The sequence below is a fragment of the Kitasatospora sp. SUK 42 genome (assembly GCF_015776785.2).
Taxonomy (GTDB): Bacteria; Actinomycetota; Actinomycetes; order Streptomycetales; family Streptomycetaceae; genus Kitasatospora.
Genome location: NZ_LFMD02000002.1, coordinates 1,577,172 through 1,590,048, shown reverse-complemented (window position 1 = coordinate 1,590,048; position 12,877 = coordinate 1,577,172). Strand labels below are relative to the sequence as shown.

Here is a 12,877-nt window from a genome sequence, read left to right as displayed (position 1 = left end):
ATGGAGAACACCACCATGAGCCGCAGCGACGTCCTGGTCGACGCCGACTGGGTCCAGGCCCGCCTGGACGACCCGAAGGTCGTCATCGTCGAGGTCGACGAGGACACCTCCGCGTACGACAAGAACCACATCCGCAACGCCGTCCGGATCGACTGGAAGCAGGACCTCCAGGACCCGGTCCGCCGCGACTTCATCGACCAGGCCGGCTTCGAGGCGCTGCTCAGCGCCAAGGGCATCGCCAACGACGACACCGTCGTCCTCTACGGCGGCAACAACAACTGGTTCGCGTCCTACGCCTACTGGTACTTCAAGCTGTACGGCCACGGCGACGTCCGCCTGCTGGACGGCGGCCGCAAGAAGTGGGAGCTGGACTCCCGCGACCTGGTCGCCGAGGTCCCGGCCCGCCCGGCCACCGAGTACAAGGCGCAGGCCGCCGACTCCTCGATCCGCGCGTTCCGTGACGACGTGATCGCCGCCATCGGCAACCTGAACCTGGTCGACGTGCGCTCGCCCGACGAGTTCTCCGGCAAGCTGCTCGCCCCGGCCCACCTCCCGCAGGAGCAGTCGCAGCGCCCCGGCCACGTGCCGAGCGCCCGCAACATCCCGTGGGCCAAGAACGCCAACGACGACGGCACCTTCAAGAGCGACGACGAGCTCAAGGCCCTGTACGAGGCCGAGGGCATCGACCTGGCGAAGGACACCATCGCCTACTGCCGGATCGGCGAGCGCTCCGCGCTCACCTGGTTCGTGCTGCACGAGCTGCTGGGCCAGCAGAACGTGAAGAACTACGACGGTTCGTGGACCGAGTACGGCAGCCTGGTCGGCGTGCCGATCGAGCTCGGCAGCAACTGAGCCCCCGGCTCGACCCGTAAGTCAGAAGGGAAAACCAGACATGTGCGGTGCGAAGGCCGGCGGCCCGGACCTGGCAGGAGTTGACGTGGCGAACGAGACGATCATCCAGGGTTCGGTGACCCGCGACGGTGAGCCGGTCAACGGCTACGTCCGGCTGCTCGACGAGGGCGGCGAGTTCACGGCGGAGGTGCCCACCTCGGCGACCGGCCAGTTCCGGTTCTTCGCCCGCCCGGGCAAGTGGACCCTGCGCGCGCTGGTGCCGGGCCAGACCGTGGACCGTCAGGTGGTGGCCTCCCAGGGCACCGCCGTCGAGGTCGCGATCGCGGTCTGACCTGGTCGGCGAGTACGACGACAGCACCGCGGGCCCCTGCCGAGCAGGGGCCCGCGGTCGTACCGTGGAGAGGTGCAGACGAGGCGCCGGCGGCGCTACTACTACGCCATGATGGGCGTGTGCCTGGGCCTGTTCGTCCTGGCCTGGGGCGTGGTGCGGTTCTTCTCGGTCGGCGCGGCGATCGGCATGTGCGTGGTGGCGATGGTCATCCCGCCGGCCGCCGCGGTCTTCGCCAACAAGCGGGACCCGGACGACGACTGGTGGAACGACCCGCGCTGGGACGACCCGAAGTGGGACGAGCCCGGTCACGACCGGGACCGCCCCGACCACGAGCCGCGCGACTCCTAGGACCTGCCCTGGGGCCTGCCCGCCTCAGTACACGAGCGCCTGGACGCCGTCCGCCATGATCTCGCTGACGAAGACCTGGGCGCCCGCGATCCGGACGCCCTCGACGGTGTCCTTCTGCTCGATCCCGCGCCGGGCCGCGCACTGGGTGCACAGCGTCACCGAACCGGAGGCCAGGATCGACTCCAGCAGGTCCGGCAGCGGCGCCGCGTGCGGCAGCTCGAACTCCGCGGCCCTCCCCGGCAGGGCGAACCAGGAGGATTCCCCGGTCAGCCAGAGCGAGACATCGATCCCGCTGGCGACGGCCACGGCCGCCACCGTGAACGCCTGCGAGCACCGCTCCGGCGCGTCCGCTCCGGCCGTGACCTTGATGACCAGTTTCTTCGACATGGCGCCACCCTAGAGGGCCCGCCACCCCCGTCCACGGTCATCCCGGAATCCCTTGGGCAAACCTTGGGCAGCGCCCGGAGACCGGCGCGAATCCCGACGTGGTGGGGCTCACCGCGACCGGCCGGAGCACGGCGGATAGAGTGAGCGCGAGCAAAATCCACCACACTGTCGCTGCCTGGGAGCCCCCCGTGTCCGGTCTCGAATGGTTCTTCGATGGTCTGCTGGCCCTCATGGCCGTGCTGATCACCTGGTTCGCCATCTTCTCGGTGATGAAGCTGTACCAGGGCCAGCGCTGAGCCTGCCGTACGGTTGACGCAGACCGCACCGACCACGACAGCGACCAGGAACATGATCGAGATCCCCTCTGACCTCCACAAGGACGTCGTCCCGCTCGCCTTCCTCCTCGGCACCTGGGAGGGCGCGGGCGTCTACGACTTCCCGGGCACGGAGAAGTGCAACTTCGGCCAGGAGATCGTGATCCGGCACGACGGCCGCCCCTTCCTTGAGTTCCGCTCCCGCACCTGGGTGCTGGACCAGGAGGGCGAGAAGGTCCGCCCGCTGGAGAACGAGCACGCCTTCTGGCGCATCACCAGCAACCAGGGCGGCACCAGCGGTGCCCGGGGGATCGAGATCTCCTCGGTCCGCGACGACGGCACGGTCGAGATCTGGTACGGCGAGCTGGCCGACGGCAAGCCGCAGGTCGACGTCTCCACCGACGCGGTGGCCCGGATCGAGGGCTCCCCGGAGTACTCGGGCGGCAAGCGGCTGTACGGCTTCGTCAACGGCGAGCTGCTCTGGGTCGGCGAGAAGGCCGCCCCGAACGTGCCGCTGCGCCCGTACATGTCCGCCCAGCTGAGGAAGGTGCTCAGCCCGGCCCAGCTGGTCAAGGACGTCAACGACCTGCCGGACGACGGCATCGCCTTCTTCAAGTAGGCACCGTTCTGCGCGAGGTGGGGACCGGCCCTGGGCCGGTCCCTACACTTGCATCAGGACCCCCGACCTTGGCAGGGACAGCACCGTGGCGGACACCGGCACCACCGACTGGCAGCTCTCCGGCGACTGGAAGGCCGACCTGCGCGAGCGCGGCTACCGGCTGACCCCACAGCGGCAGCTCGTGCTGGAGGCGGTCGACGTCCTCGACCACGCCACCCCCGACGACATCCTCTGCCACGTCCGCAAGACCGCCAGCGGCATCAACATCTCCACCGTCTACCGGACGCTGGAGCTGCTGGAGGAGCTCGGCCTGGTCTCGCACGCCCACCTCGGCCACGGCGCCCCGACCTACCACCTGGCCGGCCGCCACCACCACCTGCACCTGGTCTGCCGGGACTGCGAGAAGGTCACCGAGACCGGCACCGAGATCGCCCAGCCGCTGATAGACCGGTTGCGGGAGCAGCACGGCTTCGACACCGACCTCAAGCATTTCGCCATCTTCGGCCGCTGCGCCGACTGCGCCGCCGGGCGTACGGACGGCCAGTCGTAAGCTGGCCGGTATGACCGGTCTGAAGAGCCCGCTGCTTGCCCTGCCCGGAGCCGTCCCCGCCGAGGGGCCCGACGAGGGCGTCGCCGCCCACTACGGCGACATCTTCCGCGAGCAACGCAACCTCGCCCGGGGCACCGGCTTCGTGGACCTCTCGCACCGCGGCGTGGTCACCGTCACCGGCGCGGACCGCCTCTCCTGGCTGCACCTGCTGCTCACCCAGCACGTCAGCGAGCTGGCGCCGCAGCACGCCACCGAGGCGCTGGTGCTCTCCCCGAACGGGCACGTCGAGCACGCGCTGTACCTGGTCGACGACGGCACCACCACCTGGGCGCACGTCGAGCCCGGCACCCAGGACGCGCTGGTCGCCTACCTGGAGAGCATGAAGTTCTTCTACCGGGTGGAGGTCGTCGACGCGACCGCCGACTACGCCGTGGTCCACCTCCCGGCCGGCTCCACCGCCCCCGTCGAGGGCGTCGCCGCCGTCCGCGAACTCCCCTACGGGCGCGACCTGTTCCTGCCGCGCGCCGAGCTGGCGGAGCTCACCGCCGGGTACGGCCCGGCGGCCGGGGTCTGGGCGTACGAGGCGCTGCGGATCGAGGACCACCGGCCGCGGCTCGGCTTCGAGACCGACCACCGGACCATCCCGCACGAGGTGGACTGGCTGCGCACCGCCGTCCACCTCCAGAAGGGCTGCTACCGGGGGCAGGAGACCGTCGCCCGGGTGCACAACCTGGGCCGCCCGCCGCGCCGGCTGGTCTTCCTGCACCTGGACGGCACCGAGGAGACGCTGCCCCCGCACGGCACCGAGGTGCGGCTGGCCACCGACCCGGACGGGCGGGCGGTGGGCTTCGTGACCTCCTCGGCCCGGCACCACGAGCTGGGGCCGATCGCGCTGGCGATCGTCAAGCGGAACGTCCCGGTGGACGCGGTGCTGCTGGCCGGGACGGTGCCGGGCACCCAGGACGTGATCGTCCCGCAGTAGCGGGCGGCACCGGTCGGTGGCGGCCGGTGCCGGTCAGACCTCGACGAGGACGGTGAACGGGCCGTCGTTCACCAGCGCCACCCGCATGTCGGCGCCGAACCGGCCCGTCTCCACCTTGGCCCCGAGCGCGCGCAGCTGGGCGACCACCTCGTCCACCAGCGGTTCGGCGACCGGCCCGGGGGCGGCGGCGTTCCAGGTGGGGCGGCGGCCCTTGCGGGCGTCGCCGTAGAGGGTGAACTGGCTGATCACCAGCAGCGGGGCGCCGAGGTCGGAGCAGCTCTGCTCGACGCCGTCCTCGTCGGCCGGCAGCAGCCGCAGCGTCCAGAGCTTGCGGGCCAGTTGGGCCGCCTTCGCCGGGGTGTCCTCGTGGGTGACGCCGACCAGGACGCACAGCCCGGGCCCCTCGATCGCGCCGACGGTCTCACCGGCCACGGTCACCCGGGCCTCGGTCACTCGCTGCACCACTGCTCGCATGCCGCCATTGTGCCGGAGCGCCGTACGGCCCCCGGAGGGTCCCCGGGGCGCAGATGAGGGGCGCGTGCGAGTGGTGCGCGCGCCATGCGGTGCGCGCCTGCGCAGGTTCGGGCGCCACTTTTGCTGCGGAAAGGCCCGGTCATATCAGCCACCCCCGTTCGCCAGGGGGCCGTTCGGGTGCACGGGCGGTGCGCGCGCGCCGGGTGGGGTGGCACGCTGGTGGACCGTAGGGAGGGCCCGGCGCGCCTGAAGGTCCGCCGCACCGGGCCGGGGTTCGGCCGGGCGGTCGAGCCGGTGGGTCTGGCGTTCTGGCCGGGGTCGTCCCGGCGGGTGGTTCCGGCCGGGGAACGGAATCCTCCGGGCCCCCGGGCGCGCCGCCGGACGGGACGCGGGGGTCCGTCGGGGACGGGCCGGACCGGCGGCAGGGACGGGGTGTCGCGAGCGGGCGGGATCGGACGACGGCAGGTGGCTGGATGATGGACACGAGCAACGCGGCGTGGGAGCGTCCCGGGCGGGTGGTGCCGGGCCCCGGGTCCCTCTCCTGGGGGGAGGGCCCGGACGGCGAACCGGAGCTGGAGCGGCTGGGCCTGGACCAGCTGCGGATCCTGCGCCGGGAGACCCTGGAGCAGGAGGCCGACCTGTCCTACCTGCGGCGGCTGCTGCACGGGCGGATGGACATCCTGCGCGCGGAGCTGGACCGGCGCCCCGGCGGCGGCCCGGCCCGCAGCGCCGGTACGGGCTGGGCCGAAGCCGTGGGCGAGGAGCCCGGGCACGACCTGCTGGACCGGCTGCCGGCCATCCTGACCGACGCGCCCTCCTCGGTGCGGCGCTCGGCCCGGCACGTCACCCTCGGCCCGCCGCGCACCCGGGAGTCCCGGCTGGAGGCGGACGCGCTGATGGGCGACGTCCAGCTCGCCGACCTCGCGGCGCACCCAGCCGAGGAACTGCTGGCCGCCCTGGAGCGGCTGCGGGCGCACGAGCGGGAGGTCTCGGGACGGCGCCAGCGGCTGCTGCGGACGGCCGACGGTTGCAATGCCGAGATCACCCGCAGGTACCGTGATGGGGAGGCACGGGTCGACGACCTGCTCACAGGGGGGCCGCTCTGACCGGGTGCGTTGCCGTGGGCGGGTGGGGCCCGGCCTCCTCCCGGCCCACCCTCGCCCCGGAAGGCTCCCGATGCCCCAGTCCGCCACCCCGTCCGTGCTCGCCGAGGTCATACGCTCGGGCTTCACCGAGGGCCGCCACCACGGCTCGCTGGTCCTGCTCGCCGCGGACGGCTCGGTCGAGTTCTCGCTCGGCGACCCCGACGCGCCGGTCTTCCCCCGCTCGACGGCCAAGCCGTTCCAGGCGGTGGCCACGCTGCGGGCCGGGCTGGCGATCGAGGGCGAGCTGCTGGCGCTGGCGGCCTCCAGCCACTCCGCGGAATCGTTTCACCTCGACGGTGTCCGGGCCATCCTCGGCTCCGCCGGCCTCGACGAGTCCGCCCTGCGCACCCCGGCCGACCTGCCGCTGGACGAGACCGAGGCGGAGCTGCTGCTCGGCGCCGGTGGCGGGCGCGCCCCGATCCTGATGGACTGCTCCGGCAAGCACGCCGGCTGGCTGGCCGCCTGCGTCGCCAACGGCTGGGACACCGCGAGCTACCTCGACCCGGCCCACCCGATCCAGCTGCTGGCCCGCGAGGCCCTGGAGGAGGGCACCGGCGAGGCCCCCGCGCACGCCGGGGTGGACGGCTGCGGCGCCCCGCTGCTGGCCGTCACGCTGACCGGCCTGGCCCACGGCTACCGCGGCCTGGTGCTGGCCGCCGAGGGCACCGCGCAGCGCCGGGTGGCCGACGCGATGCGCGCCCACCCCGAGTACGTGGCCGGCAGCCGCCGGGCCGACACCTGGCTGATGCGGGCCGTGCCGGGCGCGCTGTCCAAGATGGGCGCCGAGGCCGTCCAGGTGGTCGCGCTGCCGGACGGGCGGGCGCTCGCCTTCAAGATCGAGGACGGCGGCGAGCGGGCCCGGGGCCCGGTGCTGGCGGCGGCGCTGCGTCGGCTCGGGGTGACCGGCGCGGACGACACCGTCGAGCGGATCGGCGCGGCCCCGCTGCTCGGCGGCGGTGCCCCGGTCGGGCAGGTCAGGGCGGCGTTCTAGCCGCCGGGGTGCGGGCCGGGCGGGGCCGGTGCACGGTGGACCGGGGGCCGTCGCACAGCTGAGGGAGTCCGCCATGACCGACCACGTGTACCGGGTGACCGAGATCGTCGGGTCCTCGACCGAGAGCGTCGACGCCGCGATCCGCAACGGGGTGGAACGGGCCTCCCGCACGCTGCGCAACCTCGACTGGTTCGAGGTCTCGCAGGTCCGGGGCCATCTGGAGGACGGCCGGATCAAGCACTACCAGGTGTGCATCAAGGTCGGCTTCCGGCTGGAGGACTGACAGGGCTGACAGGGCTCACCGGGCTGACAGGACTGCGCGGGCCGAGCGGGCTGCGAGGACCCGGCCGCCGCCGGACACGACAGGGGCCGGGCTCCGCGGACGAATCCGCGAACCCCGGCCCCAGGCTGTCCCGACCTACCTCGAACTGCCCTGATCGAACGAGATCGGAACGACGGCTCAGTGACCGCCCTGCTCCGCGAGACGCTTGATCGAAGCGGTGACCTCGGCCTCGGCCTCGGCGCGGCCGACCCAGTTGGCGCCCTCGACGGACTTGCCCGGCTCCAGGTCCTTGTAGACCTCGAAGAAGTGCTGGATCTCCAGGCGGTCGAACTCCGACACGTGGTGGATGTCGCGCAGGTGCTCCCAGCGCGGGTCGGTCGCCGGGACGCACAGCAGCTTGTCGTCGCCGCCGGCCTCGTCCGTCATGTGGAACATGCCGATGGCGCGGCACTTGATGAGGCAGCCCGGGAAGGTCGGCTCGTCCAGGATGACCAGGGCGTCCAGCGGGTCGCCGTCCTCGCCGAGCGTGCCCTCGACGTAGCCGTAGTCGGCCGGGTAGCGGGTCGAGGTGAAGAGCATCCGGTCGAGCCGCAGACGGCCGGTCTCGTGGTCGACCTCGTACTTGTTACGAGAGCCCTTCGGGATTTCGATAAGGACGTCGAACTCCAACGGTTCCTCCAAGGTAGGGACTGACAGAATCCAAGTGTCTCCTACGGGAGTGAGTGCTCAGGAAAGGGGCCGGTCGGTGGGAGCTGGGGTGGGGGCGGCGCGCCGCCGCAGGGGGACGGCCGTCGGGTTGTTCGGAGCGGCCCTGCTGGTCGCCGGAACGGTCCTGACCCCGGTCGGTGCGCATGCGCAGCCGTCCCCGACGTCCGGCGGGCACAGCGCCGAGCACGGTGACGACGACAACCAGGGCGACCACGGCGGCCGGGACGGCGGCGACGGCCGCAAGGGCGACCACGGGAAGGGCAAGCCCGGCCCGAGCGGCAGCTCCAGCCCCAGCTCCAGCCCCAGCTCCGGCCCCGGCCGACGGGCCGAGCCGCCCCTCGTATCCGGCGGCAGCGACTCGCCGACCACGCGCCCCGCACCCGACACGGGCGCCGTCCTGGCCGGCGCCGAGAACGGCCCGGAGGCCGCCGCCCCCACCGCGCAGGGCCTCCAGCAGGCGCTCACCGCCGCCCTCGCCGACAAGAGCCTCGGCACCGTGACCATCGCCGTCGCGGACGCCGCCGACGGCCGGCTCCTCTACGGCTCCGGGGAGAACACCCCGGCCACCCCCGCCTCCACCACCAAGCTGGCCACCGCGGTCGCGGCCCTCTCCGTGCTCCCGGCCGACACCCGGCTCACCACCCGGGTGGTCCGCGGCGCGGACCCGGGCACGATCACCCTGGTCGGCGGCGGGGACCCGACGCTCACCGCGCTGCCCGCCGACCAGGTGCAGATAGGCGGCCAGCCCGCCGACGCCGACACCGCCCCCGCCTCGCTGGAGGCGCTCGCCCGGCAGACCGCCGAGGCCCTCAAGGCGGCCGGCACCACCACGGTCAGGCTGGACTACGACCTGTCGCTGTACGCGGGCAACCCGCAGCACCACAACCACGACGCGGCGAACATCGCGCTGGTCGTCCCGCTGATGGTGGACGAGGCCAGGAGCGACCCCAGGAGCCGTGAGGACGCCCCGGCCCGGGTCGCCGACCCGGCCGGCGCGGCCGCCGACGCCTTCGCCGCGCTGCTCGCCGCCCAGGGCGTCACCGTGGAGGGCAAGGCCAAGTCCGCCGCCGGCCCGGCCGCCGCCGAGGCGCCCGTCCTCGGACGTGTCGACTCGCCGACGGTCGCCCGACTGGTCGAGCGCCTGCTGACCACCTCCGACAACCAGCTCGCCGAGGCGATCGCCCGTCAGGTCGCCCTCGCCGCCCACCAGCCGGCCAGCTTCGAGGGCGCGGCGGCCGCCGTCACCCAGGAGCTCACCCGGCTCGGCGTGCCGATGACCGGCGTGGTCCTCAACGACGGCAGCGGCCTGCACCCGGGCAACGCGATCCCGCCCGCCGTGCTGGTCCGGCTCCTCGCCCTGGCCGCCTCCGACCAGCACCCCGCCCTGCGCCCGGTCCTCACCGGCCTCCCGGTGGCCGGCTTCACCGGCACCCTCAACAAGCGCTACGGAACCGGCTCCGGCGCCGCCGACGCGGCGGGCCTGATACGCGCCAAGACCGGCACCCTCAGCGGCGTCAACACCCTCGCCGGCACCGTCGTCGACGCCGACGGCCGCCTCCTCGCCTTCGCCGTCATGACCCGCACCACCGCCCCCGCCGACACCGCCCGCGCCGCCATGGACCGCATCGCCGCCCGCCTCACCACCTGCGGCTGCCACTGAACCGGCCTGACGGCCGGTCGGTCTGAACGAGCGGTGCGGGTTCCGATCGTCGGTGGCGGGCCGAACTCGGCGGTGCGGGTGCGGCCCTGACGGCGGACCACCCGTCGTCCGCGGAGCGGCTTCGCCGGCCCGGGCCGGTCGGGCCGCGCCCCGCTGTGCCGGACTCCCGGCCGGGGGAGCGCCGCGGACCCAGTGAGGATCCGCGGACACGCCCCGGGGGCGGAGGAGGGGGCCGGGCGGTGTCTCGCGCTCCCGTCGGCCACGGCGCTCGCCGACCGCCGCGGCCGGTCCGGCCGCCTCGGCGGGCACCGCGCACCGCCCGGCCCGCCGGGCCTGGGGCCTGTCTTCGAACTCGCGTCTGCGGGGCGGCGCTCCCCCAGCCTCCGGCCGGGAGGTGCCCCCACCTCCGCCTTGCGATGCACGTACCCCAACGCCGCCCCGCCCGCCCTCCGGGCGGACGACGGGAGTTTGAGGACAAGCCCTGGTCGGGGCCAGACCGGCCGGTCCGAACGCCCCCGTCAACCGGTCGGGTTCGGGTTGAAGTGGCTGCTGGAGCGGGCAGGGGAGGTGTGGGTCGGGTGTTCGGGTCGGGTGGCTGCCGTTGGTGGTGGTGAGCACGTACGGTGAGGGCATGACGAGCGCGAGCGGCGGGGCTGACATGGTCGACTGGAATCTCGCGGTCGCAACCGCGACCAGGCTGGTGCGGCCGGGGCCGGAGGTGAGCCGGGCGGAGGCGGCGGCGGTGGTCGCCGAGCTGCGCCGGCACGCCCTGGAGGCGGAGGAGCACGTCCGGGCGTTCACCGGGATGCGGTCGAGCAGTCTGTCCGCGGCCGCCGCGACGCCCGTGCTGGTGGTGGACCGTCCGGGGTGGGTGCGGGCGAACGTGGCGGGCTTCCGCACCATCGTCCGGCCGCTGGTGGAGAAGTTGCAGGCGCGCCGGGCGAACAGCGCCGCGGCCGGGGTGTTCGGTGCGGTGGGGGAGAAGGCCACCGGGATCGAGGTGGGGGCGCTGCTGGCGTTCCTGGCGACCAAGGTGCTCGGCCAGTACGAGACCTTCGCCCCGGCGGAGCCCTCGCTGGAGGCCCCGGACAGCCCGGCGGCGCTGTTCGACAAGCCGCGGACGGGCCCGGAGGGCCCCGGCCCGGGCCGGCTGCTGCTGGTGGCGCCGAACATCGTGCACGTCGAGCGCGAGCTGGACGTCGACCCGTCCGACTTCCGGCTCTGGGTGTGCCTGCACGAGGAGACGCACCGTACGCAGTTCACCGCGGTGCCGTGGCTGCGCGACCACATCCAGTCGGAGGTGCAGTCCTTCCTGGCCGAGACGGACGTCGACCCGGGCGCCCTGCTGGACCGCCTGCGGGACGCCGCGGGTTCGCTGGGCGCCGGCCTGCCGGGGACGGGTGGCCGGGAGAGCCGGGAGAGCGCCTCCTCGGCGAACCTGCTGGAGATCGTCCAGTCGCCCGCGCAGCGCGAGATCCTGAGCCGGCTGACGGCGGTGATGTCGCTGCTGGAGGGCCACGCGGACGTGGTGATGGACGGTGTCGGCCCGGCCGTGGTGCCGACGGTCGCGGAGATCCGGGAGAAGTTCCAGCAGCGCCGCGACCGGGGCGCGAACCGGCTGGACCTGGTGCTGCGCCGGCTGCTCGGCATGGACGCCAAGCTGCGCCAGTACCAGGACGGCGCGGTGTTCGTCCGGGCCGTGGTGGAGCAGGTCGGCATGGAGGGGTTCAACCGGGTGTGGACCTCCCCGAACACGCTGCCGACCAAGGACGAGATCCACGACCCGGCCGCCTGGATCGCCCGCGTCGCCCGCTGAGGCCCGGCGAGGGGCGGAGGCCGGGGCCGGGGCCCCGGCGGTGGCGGTGGCGGTCAAACCTGCTCGTACGAGTGGTCCAATCGGGCGCTCGGCGGGTGAAGATACGTTTCTCCATTCACCCGAACGTGGGACGGTGGTCGTACCGGTGGCGCGGGTGGCGTAGCGGGTCGCTCCTTTCTGCCACCATCTGTGAGCGCCCGGTAACAGGGCGCGCACGCAGGTGCGCGGTCCGCCGCGCCCCGTCGCAGTCCTGTCCCCCTCCGCCGAGGAGTCGTCCGCCGTGGGCCCACATCCCGCCGTCGCCGCGATACGCCTGGCCGTTCGCCGTACGCTCACCGACCTCGCAGCCGAGGCCGGTTCCACCTTCACCGCGCCCGTGCGCGAGCCCCGCGAGCGCCCGGCCGGGGCGCCGCTGGTGGGTGCCGCCGTCGGCACCACCCTGATCGGCAACGCCGCGCGCCACCCGTCCGGGCTGCCCCGCACCCCGGCCGCCCCCGGCTCGCCGCTGGTCCTGGTCGCCGTCAGCGGCGGCGCGGACTCGATGGCGCTGGCCATCGCCGCCGCCTTCGAGGCCCCCAAGATCGGCCTGCGGGTCGGCGCCGTCACCGTCGACCACGGCCTCCAGGACGGCTCCGCCGAGCGCGCCGCCCAGGTGTCCGAGCGGCTGAGCTCGCTCGGCCTGGACCCGGTCGAGGCGATCCCGGTGCGGGTCGGCCGCACCGGCGGCCCCGAGGCCGCCGCCCGGGACGCCCGCTACGCCGCCCTGGACGAGGCCGCCGACCGCCACGGCGCGATCGCGGTGCTGCTCGGCCACACCCGGGACGACCAGGCCGAGACCGTCCTGCTGGGCCTGGCCCGCGGCTCGGGCGCCCGCTCGCTGGCCGGGATGCCGGCCCAGAAGGGCCGCTACCGCCGCCCGCTGCTGGAGCTGGACCGGGCGGCCACCCGGCAGGCCTGCTCCGCCCAGGCGATCCCGGTCTGGGACGACCCGCACAACTGTGATCCCGCCTACACCCGCTCCCGGGTCCGCCACGAGGTGCTGCCGGTGCTGGAGAAGCACCTGGGCGGCGGCGTGGTGGAGGCGCTGGCCCGTACGGCCCGGCTGTTCCGTGACGACGCCGACGCCCTCGACCAGTGGGCCTCCCTGGCCGAGCGCGACCTCCGTACGGGCGAAGGCGCCCTGGACGCCGTGAAACTGGCCGAGCTGCCCTCCGCGGTGCGCCGCCGGGTGCTGCGCCGGGCCGCGCTGCGGGCGGGCTGTCCGGCCGGGGACCTGTTCGCGCGGCACCTGGAGGCGGTGGACCAGCTGGTCACCGGATGGCGTGGTCAGGGGCCGCTGCACCTACCCGGGGGCGTCGGAGCCACCCGCAGGTGTGGCACGCTGGTCTTTCGGCGGCAGGGCGACTGACGGGCGAGG

15 protein-coding genes are annotated in these 12,877 nt (G+C 74.1%); 12 read left to right on the top strand and 3 right to left on the bottom strand.

The genetic code is table 11. The features are described 5' to 3' along the window. Window positions 1-15: 15 nt before the first annotated feature. From RZ50_RS06805 to RZ50_RS06795, 3 genes are all read left to right on the top strand, one after another. Window positions 16-852 carry a sulfurtransferase gene (locus RZ50_RS06805; protein ID WP_196948050.1) on the top strand — a complete coding sequence of 279 codons (837 nt, stop codon included), beginning with the start codon at window positions 16-18 and terminating at the stop codon, window positions 850-852. A gap of 40 nt (window positions 853-892) precedes the next feature. Continuing rightward, a complete protein-coding gene (locus RZ50_RS06800; RefSeq protein WP_030059605.1) occupies window positions 893-1,183 on the top strand; it encodes a DUF1416 domain-containing protein in 291 nt (96 codons plus the stop codon). A 72-nt stretch (window positions 1,184-1,255) separates the two neighbouring features. After that, window positions 1,256-1,531, top strand: coding sequence for a DUF3099 domain-containing protein (locus RZ50_RS06795; protein ID WP_308271507.1), 276 nt, complete (start codon window positions 1,256-1,258; stop codon window positions 1,529-1,531). Between the two features lie 24 nt (window positions 1,532-1,555). Here the strand turns inward: RZ50_RS06795 and RZ50_RS06790 are convergent, their stop codons facing one another. After that, window positions 1,556-1,918, bottom strand: a complete 363-nt coding sequence (locus RZ50_RS06790; protein ID WP_196948051.1) for a DsrE family protein — start codon at window positions 1,916-1,918, stop codon at window positions 1,556-1,558. 348 nt (window positions 1,919-2,266) lie between these two features. On the opposite strand from RZ50_RS06790, the gene RZ50_RS06785 reads away from it, so the two are divergent. From RZ50_RS06785 to RZ50_RS06775, 3 genes are all read left to right on the top strand, one after another. Further along, a complete protein-coding gene (locus RZ50_RS06785; protein ID WP_196948052.1) occupies window positions 2,267-2,851 on the top strand; it encodes an FABP family protein in 585 nt (194 codons plus the stop codon). Window positions 2,852-2,936: 85 nt separating this feature from the next. After that, window positions 2,937-3,401 (top strand): Fur family transcriptional regulator, encoded by a 465-nt coding sequence (locus RZ50_RS06780; RefSeq protein WP_196948053.1) that lies wholly within the window; start codon window positions 2,937-2,939, stop codon window positions 3,399-3,401. 19 nt (window positions 3,402-3,420) lie between these two features. Continuing rightward, entirely contained in the window at window positions 3,421-4,383 is a 963-nt protein-coding gene (locus RZ50_RS06775; RefSeq protein ID WP_196948096.1) for a folate-binding protein YgfZ, read from the top strand. A gap of 33 nt (window positions 4,384-4,416) precedes the next feature. Here the strand turns inward: RZ50_RS06775 and dtd are convergent, their stop codons facing one another. Then, a complete protein-coding gene (dtd, locus tag RZ50_RS06770; protein ID WP_196948054.1) occupies window positions 4,417-4,857 on the bottom strand; it encodes a D-aminoacyl-tRNA deacylase in 441 nt (146 codons plus the stop codon). Between the two features lie 473 nt (window positions 4,858-5,330). Here dtd and RZ50_RS06765 point away from each other — a divergent pair, with 473 nt between their 5' ends. The 3 genes from RZ50_RS06765 (at window position 5,331) to RZ50_RS06755 (ending at window position 7,276) form a co-directional block, all read left to right on the top strand. Next, window positions 5,331-5,963: an ABC transporter substrate-binding protein gene (locus RZ50_RS06765; RefSeq protein WP_254802010.1), complete on the top strand. Its 633-nt coding sequence runs from the start codon at window positions 5,331-5,333 to the stop codon at window positions 5,961-5,963. Window positions 5,964-6,033: 70 nt separating this feature from the next. Then, window positions 6,034-6,993 carry an asparaginase gene (locus RZ50_RS06760; RefSeq protein ID WP_196948055.1) on the top strand — a complete coding sequence of 320 codons (960 nt, stop codon included), beginning with the start codon at window positions 6,034-6,036 and terminating at the stop codon, window positions 6,991-6,993. Between the two features lie 73 nt (window positions 6,994-7,066). Further along, window positions 7,067-7,276, top strand: coding sequence for a dodecin (locus RZ50_RS06755; RefSeq protein WP_030288965.1), 210 nt, complete (start codon window positions 7,067-7,069; stop codon window positions 7,274-7,276). A 177-nt stretch (window positions 7,277-7,453) separates the two neighbouring features. Here RZ50_RS06755 and RZ50_RS06750 read toward each other — a convergent pair whose 3' ends face one another. Further along, window positions 7,454-7,945, bottom strand: a complete 492-nt coding sequence (locus RZ50_RS06750) for an inorganic diphosphatase (RefSeq protein ID WP_030059594.1) — start codon at window positions 7,943-7,945, stop codon at window positions 7,454-7,456. A 76-nt stretch (window positions 7,946-8,021) separates the two neighbouring features. Between RZ50_RS06750 and dacB the strand changes: the two genes are divergently transcribed. The 3 genes from dacB (at window position 8,022) to tilS (ending at window position 12,868) form a co-directional block, all read left to right on the top strand. After that, window positions 8,022-9,644, top strand: a complete 1,623-nt coding sequence (dacB, locus tag RZ50_RS06745) for a D-alanyl-D-alanine carboxypeptidase/D-alanyl-D-alanine-endopeptidase (RefSeq protein ID WP_196948056.1) — start codon at window positions 8,022-8,024, stop codon at window positions 9,642-9,644. 631 nt (window positions 9,645-10,275) lie between these two features. Continuing rightward, complete coding sequence (locus tag RZ50_RS06740) at window positions 10,276-11,460, top strand: zinc-dependent metalloprotease (RefSeq protein WP_196948057.1); 1,185 nt, start codon at window positions 10,276-10,278, stop codon at window positions 11,458-11,460. 280 nt (window positions 11,461-11,740) lie between these two features. Beyond that, window positions 11,741-12,868: a tRNA lysidine(34) synthetase TilS gene (gene tilS, locus RZ50_RS06735; RefSeq protein WP_196948058.1), complete on the top strand. Its 1,128-nt coding sequence runs from the start codon at window positions 11,741-11,743 to the stop codon at window positions 12,866-12,868. Window positions 12,869-12,877 lie beyond the last annotated feature (9 nt).